Below are 22,303 nucleotides of genomic sequence, written 5' to 3' on the forward strand. Positions count from 1 at the left end.
ATCGCCATACGTTATATGTTTGGCTCTAGTTTCCCCGGAGAACAACTCATTGATGGCGCCATCGCTCCTGATGCTACCCGTAACTCAGCAGAAATCCAAGCATACTTAACAACTCTCAGCGCTCTAGTTTAGTTGTTAGTAATTAACAAAAACTGCGGAAGTCCCTACCCTCAGCCAAGGAGGGACTTTAACTATTGGCTAATTTCTACCTATAACTAGACAAAACCAACTTAACCTCTACATATTTAGGTACTCCTCATGGGGTTAGATATCAATATTTTCTCCCAATTCCCTTAACCGAGAGGCTAAACATTCCCCTCCTGGATTTGCTGCTTGCTCTGATAACAATGGTAATTAATCATCACTCAAAGTTTCAATTAACAGATTTATCTGTTGGTGTCGCTGGTGCAAAAAACTTTCACACTCACGCAAAGACTCCACAGCACTGGAAAACTGCTCAAACACTTCCTCTAACCCCAATTCGCCCTCCTCAATCCGGCCAATAATTTGTTCTATTTCAACAACCTTCTCTTCAAAACTCCAATTGACCATAGAATCAGCACCAAAACCATCCTGAGGTTTAACCATTCAATTCCACCTATCCCCTGGGTCTATGTCAGTAACCTTCACTTTAACCTTTCCTTGCCCCAACAAAATCAGCAAATCTTCACCCACCGCTAACTCAGAACCAGAACGAGCGATCGCGCCATTTTCCCGCCTCACCACAGCATAACCACGCTGTAAAACTGCTTTGGGGTCAAGACTAGCCAATTTTTCCTCCAACAATTGTAAATGCTGCCTTCCTTGCTGCCATCGCCCCAGAGTCCCTTGCACCAATTGCCGCTTGTGCCAACCCAGCTGCTGTATCTCCTGTTGCACCTTGCGGTCTAACCCCAAACGCCGCAAACCATGGCGTAAACCTTGTAATTTCTTCTCAGCACCTTCCTCAAATTCTCCCACAGCTTTACGTAGAGCAACAATCATTTGTCGGTGCTGAATATACAGATCCGAAAGTGATGGCACAACGGTTTCCGCCGCCGCTGTGGGTGTATGTACACAGACATCAGCCACTAAATCCGCCAAAGACTCATCTCGCTGATGACCAATACCAGTAATCACCGGAACAGAACAACCAGCAACAGCCCTAACTACCCGTTCATCATTAAAACAAGCCAAGTCTTCAACCGCACCACCACCCCGTGATAAAATCAGCACCTCTGCCCGACCATCACCATTGACCCGATTAATAGCCTTAACTATAGAATCTGGTGCTTGCTCACCCTGCACCGTAGCTGGAGAAAATAAAACCTGTAAACCTGGATATCTTTCCTTGAGAGTTTTTTGAATATCCCCCCAAGCAGCCCCAGTGGGAGAAGTAACCACAGCAATAATTTGGGGGTGCAGAGGCAAAGCACGTTTCCGTTGTTCATCAAACAACCCCTCAGCCAGCAATCGGTTTTTTAATTGTTCATAGCGTAGCGCCTGTAACCCAGCACCAGCAGGTATAACTTGAGAAACAGATAATTGATACTCTCCCCGTTGGGGGTAAACTGCGATACTGCCAAGGATAATTAACCGCTCACCCTTAGTGGGCATTTGCGCGAGTTTAGCAATTTTGCTTTTCCATACCACACACTTAATTACCGCCGTACTATTTGGGTCTTGCAGATTAAAAAACAACCCTTTGGCATGGTTGCTAGCACTGGAAACCTCCCCGGTCACCCAAACTTGCCGTAATTCATCCTTTTGCTCCAACAGAAAGCGGATGTAGTCAGTTAATCTACCCACTGACAGCGCTGTATCAGGAATCACAGAATTAAAAGTCATCTCAATGTGTGAGCATCAGTGCCGGAACAATTTTAGCATTTTTAATACCCTGACCAACTCACACCACAAAGTACGCTACCTTAGCGATAGGGTGAAAAGCCCACCAGAACCAGCAACCTAGTGGCGTACTTCATCCCCTAGGGGAGACATCAACCTAGCTCCTGGAGCCGTTTTGTGTAAACTAAAGTTAGTTGCAGATAACTCACTGTGCCTTGGTCTAAACTAGATAGTCTCGGCTTTTTGGCAGGTAGTCAAATTCAAGCCATCACCTGATAATATGAATGTTTACTAATTACCAATCACCATTGCGTACCTCTATGGTAAAAAAATTGTCCTAAAATTCTGTAGTCCTGCTAACCTAATTTCCGATCCATCGCCCTAGCATTTGGTCACATTTCCCTGCTTCAAATTTGTATTTAAGAATTTTCTGGTTAAAATAGTATATCTGTTCTACTCCAACTTCCAGCCCAACACTCCAGCAAATCCACATAATTCCTATATTTAGAGGCAAGAATGGCTATCAACACAGATCCTTCTGGCAAGCAAAAGGCATTGAATATAGTACTCAATCAAATTGAGCGTAGCTTCGGTAAAGGAGCAATCATGCGCCTGGGGGATGCCACCCGAATGCGAGTAGAGACAATTTCTACCGGCGCCCTGACCTTGGATCTAGCATTGGGGGGAGGTTTACCCAAGGGACGGGTAATTGAGATCTATGGACCAGAAAGTTCTGGTAAAACCACAGTAGCATTACACGCTCTGGCAGAAGTGCAAAAAAATGGCGGTATAGCAGCCTTTGTTGATGCTGAACACGCCCTAGATCCCACCTATGCTGCGGCTTTGGGTGTAGATATTGAAAATTTGCTAGTTTCCCAACCAGACACAGGGGAATCTGCATTAGAAATTGTCGATCAGCTAGTTCGATCCGCCGCCGTTGATATTGTTATCGTTGACTCAGTAGCAGCATTGGTTCCTCGTGCAGAAATTGAAGGCGATATGGGTGACACCCACGTTGGTCTTCAGGCAAGGTTAATGAGCCAAGCCCTACGTAAAATTACAGGTAATATAGGTAAATCTGGCTGCACAGTTATTTTTATCAACCAACTACGGCAAAAAATCGGCGTCACTTACGGTAGCCCAGAAACTACCACTGGCGGTAACGCATTAAAGTTTTACGCTTCAGTACGTCTGGATATTCGCCGAATTCAAACCTTAAAAAAAGGCACTGAAGAATTTGGTAACCGCGTGAAAGTCAAAGTCGCCAAAAATAAAGTTGCACCACCGTTTAGAATTGCAGAATTTGACATTATCTTTGGTAAAGGAGTTTCTACCTTGGGTTGTTTAATTGACCTAGCAGAAGAAACAGGGGTTATTATTCGCAAAGGAGCCTGGTACAGCTACAACGGTGATAATATTTCCCAAGGTAGAGATAACGCTATCAAGTACCTAGAAGAAAAACCAGAATTTACTCAACAAATTAAGGATCTAGTGCGTCAAAAGCTAGATATGGGGGCCGTTGTTTCCGCTAATTCAGTTTCGAGAGCCAGCGAAGAAAATGAAGATTTTGAATTAGAAGAAGAAGAAGAACCATAACAATAGCAGCTTTTCACCAACTAGAGTCATAAAATCCTTGAAAAGACTGAACTTATATTAGGTTCAGCCTTTTCTTAGTCCAAACCCACAATTTCACACAAGGGAACAGGGGAAAAATTTTAATTTTCCAGTTTTTTCATCACACTAATCATCATTTCTATTCTTTTCCTGACCATGATCCCAGTTGACTTAAAGAATATGTGAATACCTGTTCAGATATTGTAAGATAGTTCATGATGAACTCATGGAGAAAAATTATGACTACCGTTACCCAAATGAAATGTGCTTGTCCCCACTGCTTGTGTATTGTTACACTCGCAGATGCCATCATCAATAAAGAAGATAAATACTATTGTTCTCAAGCCTGTGCTGAAGGTCACAAAACCATTAAAGGCTGTGGTCATCATGGCTGTACTTGTTAAATCAAGTCCAAATTACTGAATGCTGAGTAGAAAATCACCCACTGAGCTAATCAAACACATCTGATTGATTTTTTGACTCAGCACTCAGCATCAATACTTACAGATTACATAGCACTTCTCGTGCAGCAACTAAAGTCTGGTGGATATCAGCCTCAGTGTGAGCCAAAGAAGTAAAACCAGCCTCAAACTGAGAAGGTGCTAAATAAACACCACGCTCTAACATCCCGCGGTGGAAGCGAGCAAATTTCGCCATATCGGACTTTTTAGCATCCTCGTAGTTATGAACTGGCCCAGAGGTAAAGAATAATCCAAACATAGCGCTGATGTGACCACCACAAGCTTCATGGCCAGTTTCTTTGGCTATTTGCAGCAACCCATCTGCGAGCTTCTGAGTAATTTGGTCAAGATACTCATAAGTACCAGGTCTTTGTAGCAATTCTAGAGTTTTAATTCCAGCCGTCATTGCTAAGGGATTACCCGAAAGAGTCCCCGCTTGATACACATGACCCGCAGGCGCAATCATAGACATAATATCCCTACCACCGCCGTAAGCTCCCACTGGCAACCCACCACCAATGACCTTGCCCAAAGTCGTTAAATCCGGTGTAACACCAAATCTTTCCTGAGCCCCACCGTAGGCAATGCGAAAACCTGTCATCACTTCGTCAAATACCAGTAAAGCCCCATGTTCATGGGTAATTTCCCGTAAACCCTCCAAAAAACCAGCATCGGGAGTAATAAACCCAGCATTGCCAACCACCGGCTCCAAAATTACACCGGCGATTTCGTCGCGGTTTTCTGCAAATAAAGCTTTTACAGCTTCCAAATCATTGTAGGGCGCTGTAAGAGTACTGCTAGTTACCGCTTTAGGTACTCCTGGTGAATCGGGTAAACCAAGTGTAGCTACACCAGAACCAGCCTTCACCAAAAACATATCAGCATGACCGTGGTAGCAGCCTTCAAACTTGATGATTTTTTCTCTGTTTGTGAAAGCCCGCATTAACCGTAACACTGCCATACAAGCTTCAGTGCCAGAATTGACAAATCTGACCATTTCCATACTGGGGACGGCATCAATTACCATTTCCGCCAGTAAGTTTTCCAGCACTGAAGGAGCGCCGAAGCTAGTACCTTTTTCCAAAGCTTCATGAAGGGCTGCTATTACTTCTGGATGGGCATGACCACAAATAGCTGGACCCCAAGTACCGACATAATCTATATACTGGTTGCCATCTACATCCCAAATGTACGAGTCTTTCACACGATCAAAAACTATTGGTTGCCCACCAACTGATTTGAAAGCACGAACTGGAGAACTAACTCCTCCTGGCATGAGATTTTGGGCTGCGGCAAAGATTTCCTGTGATTTTGTGGTTTTAATCGTGGTATTTACCAAGGCTCTCTCCTAAATAGTGGAAAATAAAAAGCTCTATCTGAGCATAGGGTGAAAAACTGCTTAGAAATTGTACCTTATAAAAAAATAGGCTGAAAACCCTTGACGTTAAGTTTTGGAGCTGGGCGGAAAAACTTAGCCCTCCTTTCGCCAAGGCATAAAAGCCAGTTGAGGCGTAAACGCCTCAGTTATTTTAGCTATTCCCCTTATCAAGCAATTTAGCGTTTAACCGTTTCTGTACAAATATTACCAGTTGTGCTAACAAAATAACTAGGACTCCACAAAGTAGGAAGTTTCAGCAAATCGGGAAATTCTCTTCTCATAAAAGTAAGTAGGCTACGGAACGAACACCCTGAAGAAAAAGCGCGTAACCTATCCAGGGACAAGGCCTTAGTCGCCTGTGAAAATTTAAAAGTCAAGAATGCGGCTTGGTGTACTTTTTGTCAACGGCTAGAATATTTTGCTCTTAAGTTTAACTGTGAAGTTGTTGGTGTTCCTCCATATTACACATCTCAAAAATGTAGTAATTGTGATGCAATTGTGAAAAAATCTCTTTTTACTCGTACCCACAGATGTAGTTGTGGCTGTCAGTTGCAATAGAGATGTGAACCCAGCAGTAAATATCCTCAATTTAGCAAAAAATACGGGAGGCTATCCCCGCTCCCCTAAGTACCGTCAGACATATTAACGCCACAAAAGTTAAAATTAATACTCTAGTGGGTAAAAACCTGCTAGGGCAAGTTCTAACGTAGAATGTAGAATCTCCATAGCTTTAGTCCGGAGAGTGTCAACCAACTTTAGTCAATAAATTTATTTAAACTAAACAACATGAGCGGGAAATTAATTGTATTTGAAGGAGTAGAAGGCTGCGGCAAAACCAGCCAAATGCAGCTTTGTTATCAATGGTTACAAAATCTCGGACTTTCCGTAGTTCTCACTCGTGAACCAGGGGGAACAGAGTTAGGCTCACATCTGCGCCGCCTCTTACTGGATAAGCTAGATAATAAACCAATTTCTGAGGTGACAGAGTTATTATTGTATGCTGCTGACCGAGCCCAACATGTTGAACAAGAACTCAAACCAAATTTAGCAGCAGGAAAATATGTATTGTGCGATCGCTATACCGACTCCACCACCGCCTACCAAGGTTATGGTCGGGGTCTCAATCTCAGCTTAATCAATCAACTCAACTATATTGCTACTGGTGGGTTACAAAGCGACTTAACTATTTGGCTTGATGTCGATGTGGAAGTTGGACTAGCCCGGAAAAAAGGCAATGCAGTTGGATTAGACCGCATTGAGCAAGAAACAATTACTTTTCATCGCTGTGTTCAGCAAGGATACGCAGACCTGGCTACTCGCTACCCATCTCGAATCGCACGGGTAGATGGTAATTTAACTCAAGCAGCAGTGCAACAAGTGATTCAGGAAATTTTGCGCTCAAGGCTGCTGTTGCCTCAAGTGGGTTAGTGATGACTTCTTAATTACTGAGGTTTACATTAAGCAAAAAGAACTGAATCCCAATCTTAAAAAAAAACCGGATTCGACAATACAGGTAATCTTTGACCTTAAATCACATTTGCTCAATTGCCGAGTGTTAACTGCGATGCCAACGTAGATAGGCGACATAAATAAGAGCTGCAACCTGCATTGGCAAAAGGGCAATCAGGCTTTTTAAATAATAATTCATTTCTAAATTAGACATGGCACTGAAATATCCACAGCCTAATATAAGTAATAACAACCAAATCATCTCTTTACGTTTGATACTGACCATGGTAGTCTGAATTAAACTTTTTCATCGAAATATAAATTATCCCAGAGTCTGCGGGGTAGTTATTTAATACTTACTGTTGAAAGCAATTGACCTACGGGAGACCTGCTAACAGCAGTGTACATTTCTCCAGTTTGTGATAAGTAATATAAACGAAGGCAATAGTAAATAAAAATGGTAAATAGCCCTAATATTTGTAGCTTTCTCAGCCTTAATAGGCAAAAATAGAATGCTGTAACACGGCGTCTTGTTAATAGTTCTAAGGTAATGTGAACTATTGCAACTACAAAGCTGGCAAATAAAAGTGGACCAAATAAATGTTCTGCTATTGCTTGGCTCCAGTCTCCTCGACCAATAGCCATAAACGAACGAGTCATACCACAGGTGGGACAAGGAATCCCTGTCAAGTGTCGTATTGGACAAACTAGGAACGCTATTCTATAGTTTTGGTTGTAAAAATAGGTACCAAGTAATGGGGCATAAGAAAATCCTAATATACCCCAACGCACTAATTTACCGTGGTATGACAGAGGATAAGGAGATAATTTAAACACTGATGCACTCTTAAATTAAAACAGCAAGCAAAACTTCAACATCAGAGGATCAAAACCAGCCTTTTTTGTTAATAATATAAACACTGGAGAATTCTTCATCGGTCTTGGTTAAGTAAATAATCCCTTCCACTAACCCAACAACTCCCACTATTGGTGCGACAAATCCACACGTGAGTAGGCTAACAAGTAGCATAATCAAGCCCTCGGTTGTGTAACCAAGAATGAACTTATGAATACCTAAAGCTCCCAACAAAATTGCACATATCCCAGCTGCAAGTTTTTTACTGCTGGCTTCACTGGAGTTATTATTCGACATTGATTAGAGATGCTCCTCAAGCACAAATAGCAACCTCATTCTATAGTAGTTATCCTTACTAAGTAAATTCTGCAATATTTATTTACAACTTGTCCCATAGGTGTTACATCTTAGCGGATATACCTAATCAGCCCCTTCAATTTCCCAGAACACTTGATTGTATCGCCATGCAGCAAGGATACGCAGACCTGGCTACTCGCTACCCATCTCGAATCGCACGGGTAGATGGTAATTTAACTCAAGCAGCAGTGCAACAAGTGATTCAGGAAATTTTGCGCTCAAGGCTGCTGTTGCCTCAAGTGGGTTAGGGTTTTTCAACCCAAAGCTAGGCGGAAGTTTTTTCAGTTCGGTTGCTCAAGAATTGAGTTTTATAATTTACCAAAAATGGCGCGATTCTGTCTGATTGTGTCTTGAGGAGGGACGTGGCAAACCACGATTTCCCAACAAAAGTAAAGGCAAACTGAGAATACCTAAAATTATTACTACTCCGGTCATAATCCACACCGGTAAGCGGTGGGGTCGATAATCCCCGCGTTCAATTTCCCAGAATACTTGATTGTATCGCCATGCTGCTAGGGCTATGGCTACAATGCCAAACACCACAAATACAGTCCCTAACTTTTCTGAGTTAAATATCGGGTTGACCAAAGGTTCTTGCTGTGTTAAGGCAAAATTTAACTGACGCATAAATAGACCAAATCGCGCGATCGCAAAACCAAAACCAATCAATGAGATGGAAGTACGTAACCAAGCTAAAAATGTTCGCTCGTTTGCTTGATGTTCCCGTTGACGGTCAATTTTTGGGATTTTACCTGGGATTTTACTCATGTTACTTCTTAAGCCAAGTGATGGCACTCAGTTCATATATCTCAACTAAAATAAGCTAGAATGCTAATATAACAAGCATTTCCCGCTTAAACATCCCATGCTGGAGACCCTGGAAACACGACTTTACGAATTAGAACAATTTGCCAACACCCTAGTATCTAACCAACTCACCCACCTTAATTTACTGAGTATTGGTATAATTTTTGCAGCTGGCTTGCTAACAAGTCTTACCCCCTGTATGCTGTCCATGGTGCCTATTACCATTGGATACATTGGCGGTTATGAAGCGAAAAGTCGCCTACAAGCAGCAGCACAATCTACATGGTTCGCTTTGGGATTGGCGACTACTCTAGCAGGCCTAGGAGTAATAGCAGCTTTTGTTGGTAAAGTCTATGGTCAAGTGGGAATCGGCTTACCAATTATTGTCAGTATTATTGCCATTCTCATGGGGCTGAACTTACTAGAAGCCCTACCTCTACAATTTCCTTCCTTGGGAGAAACTAATTGGATTTCCCCAGATTTACCCCCCGGTGTGCGTTCTTATTCCCTGGGTTTAACTTTCGGATTGGTAGCATCTCCTTGTAGTACACCTGTTTTAGCTAGTTTGCTGGGTTGGGTTGCCAGTACACAAGATTTAATTCTCGGCGCTGTTTTGTTAATATCCTATACGGCAGGGTACGTAGCACCGTTGATTTTAGCAGGTACTTTTACTGCTTCTATTAAAAAGCTCCTAGAACTGCGGCGTTGGTCCGGTTGGATCAACCCTGTTAGTGGTGTGCTATTAGTGGGATTTGGTGTATTTTCCTTGATTTCGCGATTTCCCTGGGGAAATTTCTAAGCCATGACCCTAAAAAATTCAGTGTCCACAGAATCAAATTGGTGGTCAGTACCTGGGGGATTTCTACCCAGAGAGGTTTTACCAGTACTGACTGATTTACGATTAGCCATCACACTACTGCTAATAATCGCTATTTTTAGCGTAAGCGGCACTGTGATAGAACAAGGTCAGTCACCCGCATTTTATCAAGCCAACTACCCAGAGCATCCAGCTTTATTTGGTTTTCTGACCTGGAAAATAATTCAAATAGTAGGTTTAGACCATGTATATCGCACTTGGTGGTTTTTGGCCTCACTGATTTTATTTGGTACTAGCCTCACAGCTTGTACATTCACTCGCCAGTTACCAGCTTTAAAAACCGCCCGTCGTTGGAAATATTACGAAGAACCCCGGAAATTTCAAAAATTAGCTTTGAGTGCAGAACTAGATCATGGTTCCCTGGAAAATCTCAGCAAAATTTTACAGAATCGCCATTATCAAATTTTTCAAGAACAAGATCATATTCTTTACGCCCGTAAAGGAATCATGGGACGCCTAGGCCCCATAATTGTGCATGTGGCAATTGTAATGATCCTTTTAGGGGGAATTTGGGGGGCTATGACTGGATTTATTGCCCAAGAAATGATATCCAGTGGTGAGACCTTTCAGGTCAAAAATATTATTGATGCTGGCCCCTGGGCAAATCCTGAAATTCTCAAAGATTGGTCTGTGCGTGTGAATCGTTTTTGGATTGATTACACACCCACCGGTGGAATTGACCAATTTTATTCAGATATGTCTGTTTTAAATAAACAGGGACAGGAAGTTGACCATAAAAAGATTTTTGTCAATCAACCCCTGCGTTATCGTGGCGTAACATTCTATCAAACGGATTGGGGAATCTCAGCTGTTCGTATCCAATTTAATAACAGTCCCGTTTTTCAATTACCCATGGCCTTGCTAGACACCAAAGGGCGAGGACGCATTTGGGGAACTTGGATCCCCACTAAACCAGATTTAAGTCAAGGGGTTTCTGTCATCACCAAAGACTTACAGGGAATGGTATTAATTTATGATTCCACAGGTAAATTAATCAATACAGTGCGAACCGGAATGTCAGCTAAAGTCAATGGTGTCAACCTGAAAATTATCGATTTAGTTGGTAGCACAGGCTTACAAATTAAATCTGATCCTGGTATCCCATTGGTTTACGCAGGGTTTGCAATACTAATGTTAGGCGCAACCATGAGTTATTTCTCTCACTCCCAAATTTGGGCACTGCAAACAGGCCATCGCCTGTATATTGGTGGTAAAACCAACCGCGCCCAACTTGCATTTGAACAAGAAGTACTACAGATATTAGACCACCTCAGTTCTCAACCACGAACCTAAACCCACCCACAGAAGCGCTAACACCTAGCGTTTCTTTGCTTCTACACTGGTTTTTGATGACGCACTTCCACCACAGTATGCACATTACCACGGGGACTAAAATCCGCCTTGACCGTCACCTCCAACGGGTCACAAGCAGCAACAAAATCATCTAAAATTTGATTAGCAGATTCTTCGTGAGAAATATAGCGATCACGGTAATTATTAATATAAAGCTTTAACGCCTTTAACTCCACCACCCGCCCATCAGGGACGTAAGTAATATAAATCGTGGCAAAATCAGGATAACCAGAAAATGGACACTTACAAGTAAATTCCGGTAAAGAAATGCTCACATCATATCGCCGACCCACACGGGGGTTAGGAAAGGTAATTAATTGACCTTCTTTAATTTCACGTTCACCATACTTCATTTCCGACTGTGGCTGGGATATAGTCTCAGGAGAAGAATTACTCATAACTTGTTCAATGTTCAATATAGATAACTTATGAAATTCCAAAAACTGTCCGCCTGACTAAGTTTAAACCTTTTCCCAATCGGGACAATTATCATCATCCCACCCATGAGGATGCATACCACAGACTAACAGATTACCACCATAAACTTGACCGTGGTAATGCTGACAACCTATACAAGCAGGATTCATTTCTCCTGTTGGCTCCACAGCGTAAGGAAAACCAGGCTCTGGATCTCCCATCACCTCTTCCAGTTCCCAGTAAACTTCCAAAATTGGGTCAGTGAGTTCCTGTAAATAATAGTCTATTTCAGTAGCAATAGAATTTTGGACTTGATCGGAAAATTCTTCTGTTAGCTCAAAAAATACATCTATCATTTCGCTCATCCCTAGGAAGAAACGTTCCACTTCATCAGCCACGGTTTCAACCATTTCCGCTAAATCTTTTTGCCATTGTTCCATAAATTCCACGCCCTTAATGAATATTAACAGCAAACTGTGCGCTACCGGGCTTGCAGCACTACACCAAATCCTAGGCAATGTATCTCACCTAGCTTCCGCACATAATGGTAAGTGGAGATGGCTCTCAATGTAAAGATAAGAGAGGAAAATTTACTTTTTACACATCTTGTTGCAAGTTTCTTAACTCTTCCTGCATTTCTAGCACCTTTTGGCGCAACTCAGCAACATCATCTGTGGAAGCACCCTTTGACCTTGAGTAGTTCCCCACCTCATCCTCTTCTAGAATTTCAATGCGGCGAGGTTCATAGCTTGGTGGTTTTTCCTTACTTTCACCGGGCTGGGGGGTACTTTGAGCCTGTTTCATCATTTCTTCCACGAGACGGCGAGCTTCTTCTGTGCTTATTTCGCCCCTTGCCACCATCTCGTCCGCCAGTTTTTGGGCTTGTAATCGCAGTTCGCTCAACTTTTCTCCCGCCTTCTCACCTGCGTAAGAAGCTAAACCGACACCCAGGTAAAAAGCTTTTTGAACAATATCTCCAAAACCAGGCATTGCTGATGAAAGCTCCTAATGAAATAGGGCGACCCGGAGACTACGCCTACCGTAAGCATCCCGTATTGCTGCTACCTTCCGGTCCTGACAAGGTTTGGGCGTTACAGTCGCGTAGATCCAGGTCTCATACCAATATAACATCAAAAGTTCGTAAGTGTGTGTTATTCCACAACAATTTTCCATTCATATAGCTGATAAGTGACGCAGCCGTTTTGTACCAATGGGTCAAGAGCCACTATTCCTTCTGCTTCATCCCTGGAAGCAGCTTCAAACATCAACATTCCCCCTCTGTCTTCTGCCCAATAACCTGTGCGAGCTTTGTGTCCTTTGGCAATCAAATCTTGCACATAAGCTTTATGGGCAGGTACGAATTGATCAAATATAGGTTTATCAACTTTACCCGCTTCAATTTTGACAAACAAAGGCATTTGCTGGACACCTCTCGATTTTTGTATCTTACATATCTTAACTACCCCGGATGCATCCGAACCGTAAACTAGCACCAAGCAGTCGTCTAAGTTTTAGTTCCCTTAAAGGGATTAGGTTAGCGCAAAGGAATTGAGAGAATATTCCTTTGTCAACTTTCTGGGGATTTGGCAAACTCCCCAGGTTTTTTGACCTTGCTACAGATTTGCCAAACATCTTCCCCATCAGCCAACCACCATATAATGATTGTCTGCTCTTTTCTAGATACTTCCCGGGATTGTCGTCAACTCACGCGCAATTCATCTCATCACTTGCGCTTCCCATTAAGTTAGAGGCTTCCTGCGGTTTAAGCTAATTACGAATTACCACCCGTCCCATGCCCATAGCTGTTTTCCGTCCCACTCCCGCAAAGTTAGCAAAATGGGCTAAGATTGTCCCAATTCTAGCTTGTTCAGGTTCCAGAAACCGATACTTGACCCACCCCTCAACCCCAATTTCTGGACCACCTTCCATTTTCAAAGCATGGGTTTTTAACTCAAAAGCAGAAATTAAAGCATTCCATTCAACTTTGGGAAAATGCAATTCCGGCGGTGCAAAAATATTCCACCGCCGTAATAAACTGTTAAAAACCAACTCCGGCAATGGAAAAGGCTGGATAAATCCACGTTGTTTAAAGCTCGTGGGTGAGAGAAACTTCAATTCAATCACGCTTTGGGTAGGTAAGTTCACTAGTTGTTCAAAGCTGCTAGTGGGGAAAATGTCTATGCACTTACCCAACTGACAAGGTATTCCCCCCAGGGTGATTTCTCCATCGAGACTGGTGCTCAATCCCCAAAGTAGCGGTGCTAATAGTTTTTTTTGTAATAAACTAATTCTCAAATGTAGCTTTTGGCATGAGCCATACCCCATTGTCAGAGTTATGGGCACACTGTCTTGTTCATGCAACTGAGCTGCTAAACCAGGATCAGCAATAGCCAGCCATTGAAAACATTGAGCATGAATCCCTCTTCCCAGGCTTGCTGGCAAAGTTTGTGTAGTGGAAATAGCAACTTCAATAACATGCAAAGCATGATTATCTACTTCTACTCCAGTCACTTCATAGGGCTTTCCTTGCCACTCCACCAAAGTATGATCCGCAATGCGCTCACATATACATTGCATCAGATATTTATACAACAATGGTTGTGGCAACACAGGCATAATTTTAGCTACACCCCCAGAAATTCCTAGAGGAATCCAACTCAGTCCTGGTTTAATTTCTGGCAGCCAAGATGTTAACGCTGTACGAGCGATCGCACCTGGTGTAGACTTGAGAACTAGCTTAACTCCAGCATAAGCAATCTCAGTATCTTTGGTACACATCATAACTGCTACTTGTGGCCATAAATTGCAGAGGCAGAAATCCAGGTTTAATTACGCGGTCTTTATCAAGTTGTGCTTTATCCTGAGAAAAAGGATTAATCCGATTAAAAGTAGTTTTTTCACTTAAATCATCCATAGGTTGCACCGTAAACCCATTACTAGGATTGGGATTAAAGGTAGCCTCTGGGGTTACTTGTCCATACTCGGGAAGATGCTGAAAAAAACAGCCGCGTTTACCAAAGTAATTAATTTGGCCAAACAGTCCCTCTAGTTCTCCTAAATAATTTCCCGCACTACAGCAAATTTGGAGATTTCCCTGCATATACACCCATTCTCGAAAAACAAACCCTCCTTGCATTGGGATTGTCACACGATTTTTATCTACTTTGTCCGCATTTTGATCGTAGTACCGTAATTTGTAACCATTGCGATTCACAACCAATTTTTCTGGAGGCCAAATATAAATTGTTAAATCTCGAATCCAGGTAAATTCGCTATCAATCCATTGAATAAAATCACTTTGGTGTTCTCTTCCCTGAGTTTCTAGCAAAACCCTTAACAATGCCATTTTAATAGCATAAGGAGTAGGCACTAAATTAGACCGTCCCGCCATGCTAGTTGCATCAGACCTTTTAAGGGAAAATAGGCTCACAGGTTGATAAACCACAGTTAGCCACTGCTTAGAAAAAGATTTAGGCGATAGCTTCGGCATTTTTACTCTCCCAAGGTTGACTTTCACCAATTAAAGTTTTAATTTGATCCGCAAACTCAGCCATATTATTAAAATCAAAACAATGAATCGTTTCCGCACCATTAAGATTATTTAATGTCCTTGCTAAACTATGAATTTGATCCTTGTATTCCCATTCCAATGGGCTAATCATCGGTGCAGGACAGCGCCGAGTACTCACAGTGATCACACCTTCAAAATGGTCAGCATGGGGTAAATGAGTATTGCGTTTAGCTCCATTAGGCTGCAAATAGGTATACAGCACACTTTTGAGTAAAGCATCTAAGCGTTTTTTGCGTTCAGTCACGTCAATGCTATAACTAAAATTGTGAGGATTATAACCAATTCGAAAAGCCTCTATATTCAAAACAGTGGCATATAAACCAGAACTGACTTGTACATTATAAGGAGTTGGATTATCCACACCGTATTTAGCATGAAAATAACTCTGAGTTTTTACCGAACTAGGTAAACCCACAACCGCCCCAAATTCAATTACAGAATCCCGCTTCAGAGTTTGTCCCTTCTTTTCTGTCACCATAAAACCTTCCAAATCGCTGATAGTGCAAAGTTTGAGAACCTTACCTGTTTTAGCAGCTAAATCACTATCTTTGTCCCTAAAAAAAGAAAGATTTTTCTCCAAATCATAACCAACTCTATCAGGATTAAATTGCTTACCACCCTCGGATAAACTTAATCCACATTCCATCGCTAGACGGTGTAAATGTTCTGCCTGAATATGTTTGAGCATATCCCCAGAAATTCCATTGACATACTCAGGTTCATTCATACCTTTTTGAATGATATAATAACGCCGAGTTAAAGATTGATTACCCTCATTACCCTCATTATTTAAAGCGTGAAGTTGCCAAGAAACTAAACCACTGATGGAAATTGAATAAACTGGAAATTGCACCCTAGTCATTATCTGATTATCCTTCTGTTTCTAAATTATCATTGCTATCAGTTTCATCAGTATCCTTAACTTTACCCCAACCTTTGGCATAGCCATAAGCAATTAACAGGTTAGCAACTAAACTAGAACCATAATGGTCAATCAGATGAATTACCCGGTCTAAATCATCTTTGGTAGTCCAGATACGGCGTAACTTACCTTTTTTCTTTAATTCCTCATCAATGCGCAGATTCTCATTTTCATAACTAGCCAAAAAGGTTGACAATTCAATAATGAAATCTTTCTTAGAACCTGCTTGACTACTTAAGCGTTGGGCTAAACCATAAATTCGCACCCAACCGTGTTCTTCTTTTCCTGCATACACTGTAGCGCTATTAATGGCTTTAGCTATGCGTAAAAAACCAGAGTCTTCAGTGATTTCTGTTAAAGACCAATCTTGGTCATCTTGACGATGCTGGAAATTTTTGACCATGAGGTTTAATCCCTTAAGAGAAAATAACCGGGGACCTTTAGCCTTGGAATCTGCTAAAACTTTGACAACATAATCAGCGTAAATGATTTGAAAGTGAAAAAATTGGTACAGGTTATTACTAGTAATAAAGTCTCGATAACCTGCCAATAATTCACTATTTCCCTCTTCCGCAGACAAGCTAATAATTACCGATAAATGCTCCTTTAAAAGACTTTGATAATCCATTAATTCCTCATAATTTTGAGGACTAATCCAACCAGGTAAACCCAAACTAAAGACTTCTTTAACACCATACACTTGACCTTTAGAACCAAAGTGAGTCCCCAAAAAGCTGCTAACAAAATGGTTAATTGGTTGCCAAATACTAAATTCATCTGGTTCCCCCTCTGCTTCGGCTTTGTGATAATTAAGTAATTCCTGACAGAACAGTAATATCAACTCAGCATCAAATCGGGCAATTCCATGTCCCCCAGAAGGTGGGTTAAATTTGCGAAGTTTATCCAACACCCCACGATATTTCGTTAATTGAATATCTTGAGGTTGAAGCACAACGACTCGCCAATCATAAACTCCCTCACTAATCTTGAGCCATTCTGCTATGCCAAAGTGAAATAATCCCCCCGCAATTAGCCATAAACTTAACCAATCTTTTTTTTGCGAATCTACCTTGTTACCATCTCCTTTAACCCGATTGACACCTTGCACAGATGTCGGAAAATAAATTTTGACCGCACTAGCTGTTTCAGGTAACTTCTGGCCTGTACCTTGTTGAAATAACTCCGCAACTTTTTGAATATCTCCATCTAGACTGAGGTAATTTTCCTGACTAAAAGCTTGAATTAAACAAGCAAGTAAAACCCCATAATTATCTTTAATTTGCCATCCTAAGCACCATAGTTCATTATGATTGCGATCATGGCGCATAGAAGTAAGAATTACGCCATTTTGCGTACTAGCATGAGGAGGCCTCGGTGCATCTTCATTAAATTGAACTTTACCTCGTTGTTGAAATACATAGTTCCGGTAAAGTTTGCGATGGTCACTTTTCTGAACTGTGTCAAAAAGTTCCGTTTCCCGTGGGATCTTGCTAATGTCAGTTTTTTGACCTTTAACTGGCGGGAAAGGATTGTTATATTTCAGTTGAGCGATAACTTCTAAATTTACAGTTTGTTTGAGTTTTAGGCAGTAGCGTATTCCTTCATCTACAATCTGAATTGCACTTTTTTGGTTAGTTGCCCTCAGTCCGTACTCCACAAGCTGTACCAAACCTAGCATGAGAAAGGTGTCAGCATAAGTGCCGAATTTTTTGGTAACAAAGAGCTGCTTTGTCATTTTGACTTCAACCCATAGGACTTGTGTACTTCCAAACATTATATACTCATATGGAAAACGGCTATTCCATATAAAAATTATGCCTCTTCAGCACATCAGTATCTGCGGCACTGCCCCCGGCGCAATCCCTTCTTACTACCCTTTACACAAATCCACCAACACCTGGGCCAAAGCCTGCACCACCGAGCGACTAGAAACATCCTCTCCCCGTGCCAGGTGATGAATAGTACCAGTCAATAATGGTGATATTGTCATAATTATATCTGCTTGAGCATCAAGATCACTAACAATCTTGGCAATGACCCGTATATTTAAATTGCTACAAAATTCTTCCCATTTCCGTACATCTTCTTGTGCTTTCTCCCCAGCTAAAATCACTGCATGAGTTACTTCACGCATAATTACCCGATTTTCCTCACTGATTTTGCCACCCACATCAACAATATTTAATGGTGTAGTGGCAGACCTCACCCAACCAGCTGCTTTTTGTGCAAACTCCCGTGTAAATTTGGCTTTATACTCATTTTTTAGTCGTCTGGCTAAATCAGGGTCTCGCTTCGCAGCATCCGAAAACCAAGCCCCTTCCCCATCTGGACAAGCTGTAATAACATAAGGATATGGTGCGCCGGAAATATTACTAATAGCTTGCTTTAAACCTTCACGCAGACATGATTTACCCGACTGGGGAGGGCCGCACAGCACAACTTTGATAATTTGCCTATTCTTTTGTGGTTCGTCTGTTTCTATGAGCTCCCCTAATTGATAACTCGGTGTTTGCGTAACGGCAATAATATAAGTTTTGTATCCAGATCTGCCAATTTTAGGGTCAAAAACCGCGATCGCACCATAAAGATGAGCTATTTTATTTGCTATCAAGTAACTCACAGCAACAGATGCCGGTCCATCAATTTTCAGCAGTTTTCCCCCAGACATTTCTCCAGAGTTGATCATTTTATCTAACTGTATTGCCGCATCCCTCACAACTTCGTCGCCATTGCCTGGTTGACCAAACCCAACTTTTAAAACATCACCATTCAGACTGATATGATACGTTGTCATAATATTTCTGACTACCTATTTCATCTCCTTTGTTAATCAAATATCAATCAATCAAGTCTCCCAGCTTATATGTAGGATTATGAGTGATACAAATCACATACTTACCCAATTTAGGATCATAAAAACCAATAGCACCGTAAATATGAGCCAATTTATGAGCTAAAACAAATGCTACAGGTATAGAAATCGGCCCATTAATCCTGAGCAATTGTCCTCCACTCAATTCTCCTAAAGTAGACATTTCTTCCAGTCTTAGCGCCGCATCTTGGACAATTTGGTTATTTTGTGCCGGTTCAGCGAAACTGACACGCAAAATATCATCCTTGAACTCAATTCTGTAGGTACTCATAATTTTCTATCTTCAATTAATACATACATCATACACAGCAATGGAAGATGCTAGTTCCATAGGGTTTTATGCTAGTGTTATACTTCAACTTAGTTAACCAGTGTCTGAGCCAATTTTTGTAGATACTCCCCAAGTAGAACTGCTGCAATGGTTAGCTCGCGGTTCTCTCAAACAAAACTTACTCCGAGCAATTCGATTATGGGTATGGTTACGTTCCTTATATGGCCTTGAAGAAGGATCGTTATATGGATCAACTCCAGAACGCTTGCTCCTGAATAACTCTTTTACCTTTGCCCACTGGCGCGACGCGTTTTTTAGTTCCACACATCCCAAAGGTGAAGCAATTCCTCATCTCCATGATCAAAACTGCCCTTGTGCTAAAACCACTGCTGCATGGTTATTTAACTCAAACACTGAACTTTCAGAACCACAATGGCGGCGATCGCTCATAACCCACGCAGGTGTTTTAGAATCTGATGTGAATAAGGCATTAGAAAAACGATTGTTTAGTGTAACTCGTCGTTCCCTCCAAGCAGATTTACAAATCCTCACAGATATGGGATGGCTGGAATATCGAGCACAGAAATATCATTGTGTCAAAACATTACCATCTCGTCCCATCACCACATCTTCAACAACAATAATTAATAATTATCATCGGGAAGAATTCAACTTTCTCAATCAAGAAGACTTAGTGGCCATCGCTCAAAATCATTCAGCAAAGATTTGTGGTGTACAAAGATTTTTCTGCAAACTTGATTATGTTAGTCCCCGTCATACTATAGATAAAGTCGATGACTGGTGTAATATATTACAAAAAATTTGGAAAAAAACACCAGTACCACCCGTGCAGCTAACTTACAACAGTGCCAGTTTACGAAAATCTGTCAAATGCACAGTTTACCCAGTCTGTAGTTATTATGTACAACGAGCAGTTTATCTGTGTGCCTTTGGGCAAAGTCCTGATGGGCACAATGATTGGTACAACTATCGACTCGACCGAATTCAAAATATTAGACCCATCAACTGGACCGATATATCTATTCCCCTGGTTTTACAGCAACGCTATCAACAAGCTAATTTGCCCAATCCCGAAGACATTGAAACCCAAATGTCTAAAGCTTGGGGCTTTGATTTTTACCTACCCCCCCAATTGATGCTGCTACGATTTGACCGAGATCATCATGACCTATATATTCAGGATACTGTTCGTCATAACACATTTGAAGTTATCTCTTACCAGCAAGCAAAAACTTTAATCAGGCAACACACTCCAATACCAGAACAACGACAAGCACTACTCACAATCCTCAAAGATCGTTCTCCACAAGACGCCTACTACCGTGTCCAATATCGACATCTAGATCACGATGTCAGTATGCGTATACGCGCATGGCGACCCAAAGCAGAAGTTATCCTACCTTGGGACTTACGGCAAAAGGTTGCCGCCGATATCCTTGCCGAACATAAACTCTACCTTAATTAATTAAACTATGAAATCCACAAAATTGACAGCAAAATTTGAATCAGCATTAGTATATGCCACTCGTCTCCACGCTAATCAAACCCGTAAAACTGGCGGAGTTCCTTACATTGCCCATTTGCTAAGTGTAACAGCATTGGTACTAGAAGCTGGAGGAACCGAAGAAGAAGCGATCGCATCTTTATTGCATGATAGTATCGAAGACCAAGGAGGGAAAGTTATCCGTAAGGAAATCAACGACCTTTTTGGTGAAACCGTAGCAGAAATTATTGATGGTTGTACAGAGTGGGATACACCACCTAAACCCCCTTGGAAACAACGAAAGCAGCGATATTTGCAAAACCTGCATCACGCCTCACCATCCGTAAGATTAGTATCTTTAGCAGATAAATTACACAATGCGAGATCATTACTTGCCGACTGGCAACAATATGGTAATAGTATCTGGGGTCAGTTTAAAGCTGGCAAAGAAGGAACTCTATGGTTTTATCAAGAGTTATTAAAAGTTTACACAGCCACCGGCTCTGATTTTATGACCGATGAATTTTCACGAGTTATTAATAACTTGCGCCAACAAAGCTAAAACAATCCAGCCTCTACCACAATCAGGTTAGCAGTGATCCCAACTTTGTCAAGAGTCTAAGAATTATTTATTGCTTACCCTTAACCCACCCTTTCCCCTCCACCAAGCTGGTTTGCTCTAGTGATTTTTCTTAATGATTTTTATTGAGCAAAATTCTCTCTTTCCACCTGAAAAGCTTTAAACCTATTTACTGCCATTTTGCAGTAATCAGACCTAATTTCAAACCCTAAAAATATCCGTCCTAAACCTGCTGCTGCTATACCAGTAGACCCAGAACCAGCAAAGGTATCAAGAACTAACTCTAACTGATTTGATGAAGCTTTAACAACTCTCTCAACAATCCCTAAAGGAAACTGCGCCGGGTGTCCAGTGCGTTCTTTTGAACTGCGTTTTTTACCTGTAGTGATTTTAGGAAACTCCCAAACATCAGACGGATTTTTCCCCAGAGGATTACATCTATATTTACCATTTTTTTTCTGATGGGGATACTTCACATTTGGATCACGGATGTCATCTAAATTGAAAGTATACCTTTGAGCATCCTTAACATAAAAAAGCCATTTTTCGTTACGTGGACTCAGACGATATTTTGTGCAAACACCAGCGCCATATTGCCATACCACCTCTTGCAGTAAATAAAACGGTGACTTATCCCATAATAAATAAGGTATGGGTACACATAAACCTTTATTGGCAACTGCAAAATGCCCCACATTTAACCAAAATGCACCGTCAGGTTTAGTAACTTTATGGATTTGACACATCCACACCGAGGAACTTTCAATATACTCATCCACAGACATTGGGGCTTCATATTCTTTACCAATGTTATATGGCGGAGAGGTCACAGTTAGATCAATATTGATATTTGTTGAACTGAGTTTGTCTAAAAAATCTTTAGCATCACCGTTATAAAGAATAAATCCATTGTCAGAATAAAATGGCGCACCTAAAACTTTAAATAATTGTCCCTCTAAAACTTGTTGTTTAACTGAGAGATCATATTTTAAACTTTCAGAAAAACATTGCAACAGGGAAGATGGAACACACTGAGTTGCCTTGTGTGGTGCCATGCCTTGAGCAAGATAATTATTGTGTTCTTTACTAGCAATTTTGCGTGTTTTATCCATTGGCTCTGGAACCTTCATCCCCAATTTAACAAACACAACTTTCTTCACCACACCTTACCACGTCCCCCACTTCTTAAA

At 41.4% G+C, this 22,303-nt stretch carries 27 protein-coding genes, 1 other RNA gene and 1 pseudogene; 9 read left to right on the top strand and 20 right to left on the bottom strand.

The features are described from left to right. Positions 1 to 354: 354 nt before the first annotated feature. Both xseB and xseA read right to left on the bottom strand, forming a co-directional pair. Positions 355 to 588, bottom strand: a complete 234-nt coding sequence (xseB, locus tag NWP25_RS08935) for an exodeoxyribonuclease VII small subunit (RefSeq protein WP_280649453.1) — start codon at positions 586 to 588, stop codon at positions 355 to 357. Then, entirely contained in the window at positions 589 to 1,827 is a 1,239-nt protein-coding gene (gene xseA / locus NWP25_RS08940; protein ID WP_280649454.1) for an exodeoxyribonuclease VII large subunit, read from the bottom strand. It lies immediately after the preceding gene. 513 nt (positions 1,828 to 2,340) lie between these two features. On the opposite strand from xseA, the gene recA reads away from it, so the two are divergent. Together recA and NWP25_RS08950 are read left to right on the top strand one after the other, a co-directional pair. Then, entirely contained in the window at positions 2,341 to 3,420 is a 1,080-nt protein-coding gene (recA, locus tag NWP25_RS08945) for a recombinase RecA (protein ID WP_280649455.1), read from the top strand. A gap of 257 nt (positions 3,421 to 3,677) precedes the next feature. Continuing rightward, positions 3,678 to 3,842 (top strand): metallothionein, encoded by a 165-nt coding sequence (locus NWP25_RS08950; protein WP_280649456.1) that lies wholly within the window; start codon positions 3,678 to 3,680, stop codon positions 3,840 to 3,842. A 97-nt stretch (positions 3,843 to 3,939) separates the two neighbouring features. Here NWP25_RS08950 and hemL read toward each other — a convergent pair whose 3' ends face one another. Continuing rightward, positions 3,940 to 5,238, bottom strand: a complete 1,299-nt coding sequence (hemL, locus tag NWP25_RS08955; RefSeq protein WP_280699227.1) for a glutamate-1-semialdehyde 2,1-aminomutase — start codon at positions 5,236 to 5,238, stop codon at positions 3,940 to 3,942. Between the two features lie 215 nt (positions 5,239 to 5,453). After that, a pseudogene (locus NWP25_RS08960) lies at positions 5,454 to 5,558 on the bottom strand (IS200/IS605 family transposase); the annotation flags it as partial. On the opposite strand from NWP25_RS08960, the gene NWP25_RS08965 reads away from it, so the two are divergent. After that, positions 5,557 to 5,835, top strand: a complete 279-nt coding sequence (locus NWP25_RS08965; RefSeq protein ID WP_280649491.1) for a zinc ribbon domain-containing protein — start codon at positions 5,557 to 5,559, stop codon at positions 5,833 to 5,835. The pseudogene NWP25_RS08960 and the gene NWP25_RS08965 overlap by 2 nt on opposite strands. Before the next feature lie 228 nt (positions 5,836 to 6,063). Continuing rightward, entirely contained in the window at positions 6,064 to 6,705 is a 642-nt protein-coding gene (gene tmk / locus NWP25_RS08970) for a dTMP kinase (protein ID WP_280649458.1), read from the top strand. 127 nt (positions 6,706 to 6,832) lie between these two features. Here the strand turns inward: tmk and NWP25_RS08975 are convergent, their stop codons facing one another. From NWP25_RS08975 to NWP25_RS08985, 3 genes are read right to left on the bottom strand one after another with little or no spacing between them, the layout of a single operon-like run. Continuing rightward, positions 6,833 to 7,012, bottom strand: coding sequence for a hypothetical protein (locus NWP25_RS08975; protein ID WP_280649459.1), 180 nt, complete (start codon positions 7,010 to 7,012; stop codon positions 6,833 to 6,835). 59 nt (positions 7,013 to 7,071) lie between these two features. Continuing rightward, positions 7,072 to 7,563, bottom strand: a complete 492-nt coding sequence (locus NWP25_RS08980; protein WP_313958970.1) for a DUF2752 domain-containing protein — start codon at positions 7,561 to 7,563, stop codon at positions 7,072 to 7,074. 49 nt (positions 7,564 to 7,612) lie between these two features. Next, positions 7,613 to 7,879 (bottom strand): TM2 domain-containing protein, encoded by a 267-nt coding sequence (locus NWP25_RS08985; RefSeq protein ID WP_280649460.1) that lies wholly within the window; start codon positions 7,877 to 7,879, stop codon positions 7,613 to 7,615. 167 nt (positions 7,880 to 8,046) lie between these two features. Between NWP25_RS08985 and NWP25_RS08990 the strand changes: the two genes are divergently transcribed. Next, positions 8,047 to 8,187 carry a hypothetical protein gene (locus tag NWP25_RS08990; protein ID WP_374912408.1) on the top strand — a complete coding sequence of 47 codons (141 nt, stop codon included), beginning with the start codon at positions 8,047 to 8,049 and terminating at the stop codon, positions 8,185 to 8,187. Between the two features lie 67 nt (positions 8,188 to 8,254). Here the strand turns inward: NWP25_RS08990 and NWP25_RS08995 are convergent, their stop codons facing one another. Continuing rightward, positions 8,255 to 8,707 carry a YidH family protein gene (locus tag NWP25_RS08995; RefSeq protein ID WP_280699230.1) on the bottom strand — a complete coding sequence of 151 codons (453 nt, stop codon included), beginning with the start codon at positions 8,705 to 8,707 and terminating at the stop codon, positions 8,255 to 8,257. A gap of 97 nt (positions 8,708 to 8,804) precedes the next feature. On the opposite strand from NWP25_RS08995, the gene NWP25_RS09000 reads away from it, so the two are divergent. Then, positions 8,805 to 9,545 carry a cytochrome c biogenesis protein CcdA gene (locus tag NWP25_RS09000; protein ID WP_280649462.1) on the top strand — a complete coding sequence of 247 codons (741 nt, stop codon included), beginning with the start codon at positions 8,805 to 8,807 and terminating at the stop codon, positions 9,543 to 9,545. A 3-nt stretch (positions 9,546 to 9,548) separates the two neighbouring features. Beyond that, complete coding sequence (locus NWP25_RS09005; RefSeq protein WP_280656684.1) at positions 9,549 to 10,916, top strand: cytochrome c biogenesis protein; 1,368 nt, start codon at positions 9,549 to 9,551, stop codon at positions 10,914 to 10,916. A 41-nt stretch (positions 10,917 to 10,957) separates the two neighbouring features. Here the strand turns inward: NWP25_RS09005 and queF are convergent, their stop codons facing one another. The 11 genes from queF to NWP25_RS09060 all read right to left on the bottom strand — a co-directional run bounded on the left by queF (position 10,958) and on the right by NWP25_RS09060 (position 19,029). Beyond that, positions 10,958 to 11,374, bottom strand: a complete 417-nt coding sequence (gene queF, locus NWP25_RS09010) for a preQ(1) synthase (RefSeq protein WP_280649464.1) — start codon at positions 11,372 to 11,374, stop codon at positions 10,958 to 10,960. 63 nt (positions 11,375 to 11,437) lie between these two features. Further along, on the bottom strand, positions 11,438 to 11,833 hold the full coding sequence (locus NWP25_RS09015) for a hypothetical protein (protein ID WP_280649465.1): 396 nt from the start codon (positions 11,831 to 11,833) through the stop codon (positions 11,438 to 11,440). Positions 11,834 to 11,990: 157 nt separating this feature from the next. Next, positions 11,991 to 12,383, bottom strand: coding sequence for a phasin family protein (locus NWP25_RS09020; RefSeq protein WP_280699232.1), 393 nt, complete (start codon positions 12,381 to 12,383; stop codon positions 11,991 to 11,993). A gap of 27 nt (positions 12,384 to 12,410) precedes the next feature. Next, positions 12,411 to 12,507, bottom strand: an RNA gene (ffs, locus tag NWP25_RS09025) — signal recognition particle sRNA small type. A 37-nt stretch (positions 12,508 to 12,544) separates the two neighbouring features. Then, a complete protein-coding gene (locus tag NWP25_RS09030) occupies positions 12,545 to 12,811 on the bottom strand; it encodes a YciI family protein (RefSeq protein WP_280649467.1) in 267 nt (88 codons plus the stop codon). Between the two features lie 349 nt (positions 12,812 to 13,160). Then, positions 13,161 to 14,174: a CRISPR system precrRNA processing endoribonuclease RAMP protein Cas6 gene (gene cas6 / locus NWP25_RS09035; RefSeq protein WP_280699234.1), complete on the bottom strand. Its 1,014-nt coding sequence runs from the start codon at positions 14,172 to 14,174 to the stop codon at positions 13,161 to 13,163. Further along, positions 14,152 to 14,883 (bottom strand): hypothetical protein, encoded by a 732-nt coding sequence (locus NWP25_RS09040; protein ID WP_280649469.1) that lies wholly within the window; start codon positions 14,881 to 14,883, stop codon positions 14,152 to 14,154. Before NWP25_RS09040 ends, cas6 begins: the two co-directional genes overlap by 23 nt. After that, positions 14,864 to 15,826: a DevR family CRISPR-associated autoregulator gene (locus tag NWP25_RS09045; protein ID WP_280649470.1), complete on the bottom strand. Its 963-nt coding sequence runs from the start codon at positions 15,824 to 15,826 to the stop codon at positions 14,864 to 14,866. The genes NWP25_RS09040 and NWP25_RS09045 overlap by 20 nt, the downstream gene beginning before the upstream one ends. 7 nt (positions 15,827 to 15,833) lie before the next feature. Then, positions 15,834 to 17,621 (bottom strand): hypothetical protein, encoded by a 1,788-nt coding sequence (locus tag NWP25_RS09050; RefSeq protein ID WP_280699235.1) that lies wholly within the window; start codon positions 17,619 to 17,621, stop codon positions 15,834 to 15,836. Between the two features lie 135 nt (positions 17,622 to 17,756). Further along, the gene (locus NWP25_RS09055; protein WP_280699237.1) at positions 17,757 to 18,680 is read right to left on the bottom strand and encodes a CRISPR-associated protein Csx3; all 924 of its coding nucleotides are present in this window, start codon (positions 18,678 to 18,680) and stop codon (positions 17,757 to 17,759) included. Between the two features lie 43 nt (positions 18,681 to 18,723). Further along, positions 18,724 to 19,029, bottom strand: a complete 306-nt coding sequence (locus tag NWP25_RS09060) for a CRISPR-associated protein Csx3 (RefSeq protein WP_280649473.1) — start codon at positions 19,027 to 19,029, stop codon at positions 18,724 to 18,726. A gap of 100 nt (positions 19,030 to 19,129) precedes the next feature. On the opposite strand from NWP25_RS09060, the gene NWP25_RS09065 reads away from it, so the two are divergent. Together NWP25_RS09065 and NWP25_RS09070 are read left to right on the top strand one after the other, a co-directional pair. Next, entirely contained in the window at positions 19,130 to 20,515 is a 1,386-nt protein-coding gene (locus NWP25_RS09065; protein WP_280649474.1) for a TIGR03985 family CRISPR-associated protein, read from the top strand. A 7-nt stretch (positions 20,516 to 20,522) separates the two neighbouring features. Beyond that, complete coding sequence (locus tag NWP25_RS09070; RefSeq protein ID WP_280649475.1) at positions 20,523 to 21,095, top strand: HD domain-containing protein; 573 nt, start codon at positions 20,523 to 20,525, stop codon at positions 21,093 to 21,095. 140 nt (positions 21,096 to 21,235) lie between these two features. Here NWP25_RS09070 and NWP25_RS09075 read toward each other — a convergent pair whose 3' ends face one another. Continuing rightward, entirely contained in the window at positions 21,236 to 22,273 is a 1,038-nt protein-coding gene (locus tag NWP25_RS09075; RefSeq protein ID WP_280687787.1) for a DNA-methyltransferase, read from the bottom strand. Between the last annotated feature and the right edge of the window lie 30 nt (positions 22,274 to 22,303).

This window comes from Umezakia ovalisporum Ak1311 (assembly GCF_029891685.1).
GTDB lineage: Bacteria > Cyanobacteriota > Cyanobacteriia > Cyanobacteriales > Nostocaceae > Umezakia > Umezakia ovalisporum.

Excerpts from the sequence above, each read along its gene's own strand:
- NWP25_RS09050 (WP_280699235.1), bottom strand. The coding sequence starts at position 17,621 with ATGACAAAGCAGCTCTTTGTTACCAAAAAATTCGGCACTTATGCTGAC.
- NWP25_RS08985 (WP_280649460.1), bottom strand. The coding sequence starts at position 7,879 with ATGTCGAATAATAACTCCAGTGAAGCCAGCAGTAAAAAACTTGCAGCT.
- NWP25_RS08990 (WP_374912408.1), top strand. The coding sequence starts at position 8,047 with ATGCAGCAAGGATACGCAGACCTGGCTACTCGCTACCCATCTCGAATC.
- NWP25_RS09000 (WP_280649462.1), top strand. The coding sequence starts at position 8,805 with ATGCTGGAGACCCTGGAAACACGACTTTACGAATTAGAACAATTTGCC.
- NWP25_RS09005 (WP_280656684.1), top strand. The coding sequence starts at position 9,549 with ATGACCCTAAAAAATTCAGTGTCCACAGAATCAAATTGGTGGTCAGTA.
- NWP25_RS08995 (WP_280699230.1), bottom strand. The coding sequence starts at position 8,707 with ATGAGTAAAATCCCAGGTAAAATCCCAAAAATTGACCGTCAACGGGAA.
- NWP25_RS09070 (WP_280649475.1), top strand. The coding sequence starts at position 20,523 with ATGAAATCCACAAAATTGACAGCAAAATTTGAATCAGCATTAGTATAT.
- xseA (WP_280649454.1), bottom strand. The coding sequence starts at position 1,827 with ATGACTTTTAATTCTGTGATTCCTGATACAGCGCTGTCAGTGGGTAGA.
- NWP25_RS09030 (WP_280649467.1), bottom strand. The coding sequence starts at position 12,811 with ATGCCTTTGTTTGTCAAAATTGAAGCGGGTAAAGTTGATAAACCTATA.
- NWP25_RS08975 (WP_280649459.1), bottom strand. The coding sequence starts at position 7,012 with ATGGTCAGTATCAAACGTAAAGAGATGATTTGGTTGTTATTACTTATA.
- xseB (WP_280649453.1), bottom strand. The coding sequence starts at position 588 with ATGGTTAAACCTCAGGATGGTTTTGGTGCTGATTCTATGGTCAATTGG.
- tmk (WP_280649458.1), top strand. The coding sequence starts at position 6,064 with ATGAGCGGGAAATTAATTGTATTTGAAGGAGTAGAAGGCTGCGGCAAA.
- NWP25_RS09020 (WP_280699232.1), bottom strand. The coding sequence starts at position 12,383 with ATGCCTGGTTTTGGAGATATTGTTCAAAAAGCTTTTTACCTGGGTGTC.
- NWP25_RS09045 (WP_280649470.1), bottom strand. The coding sequence starts at position 15,826 with ATGACTAGGGTGCAATTTCCAGTTTATTCAATTTCCATCAGTGGTTTA.
- queF (WP_280649464.1), bottom strand. The coding sequence starts at position 11,374 with ATGAGTAATTCTTCTCCTGAGACTATATCCCAGCCACAGTCGGAAATG.
- NWP25_RS09055 (WP_280699237.1), bottom strand. The coding sequence starts at position 18,680 with ATGACAACGTATCATATCAGTCTGAATGGTGATGTTTTAAAAGTTGGG.
- cas6 (WP_280699234.1), bottom strand. The coding sequence starts at position 14,174 with ATGATGTGTACCAAAGATACTGAGATTGCTTATGCTGGAGTTAAGCTA.
- NWP25_RS09040 (WP_280649469.1), bottom strand. The coding sequence starts at position 14,883 with ATGCCGAAGCTATCGCCTAAATCTTTTTCTAAGCAGTGGCTAACTGTG.
- NWP25_RS09060 (WP_280649473.1), bottom strand. The coding sequence starts at position 19,029 with ATGAGTACCTACAGAATTGAGTTCAAGGATGATATTTTGCGTGTCAGT.
- NWP25_RS09015 (WP_280649465.1), bottom strand. The coding sequence starts at position 11,833 with ATGGAACAATGGCAAAAAGATTTAGCGGAAATGGTTGAAACCGTGGCT.
- recA (WP_280649455.1), top strand. The coding sequence starts at position 2,341 with ATGGCTATCAACACAGATCCTTCTGGCAAGCAAAAGGCATTGAATATA.
- NWP25_RS08950 (WP_280649456.1), top strand. The coding sequence starts at position 3,678 with ATGACTACCGTTACCCAAATGAAATGTGCTTGTCCCCACTGCTTGTGT.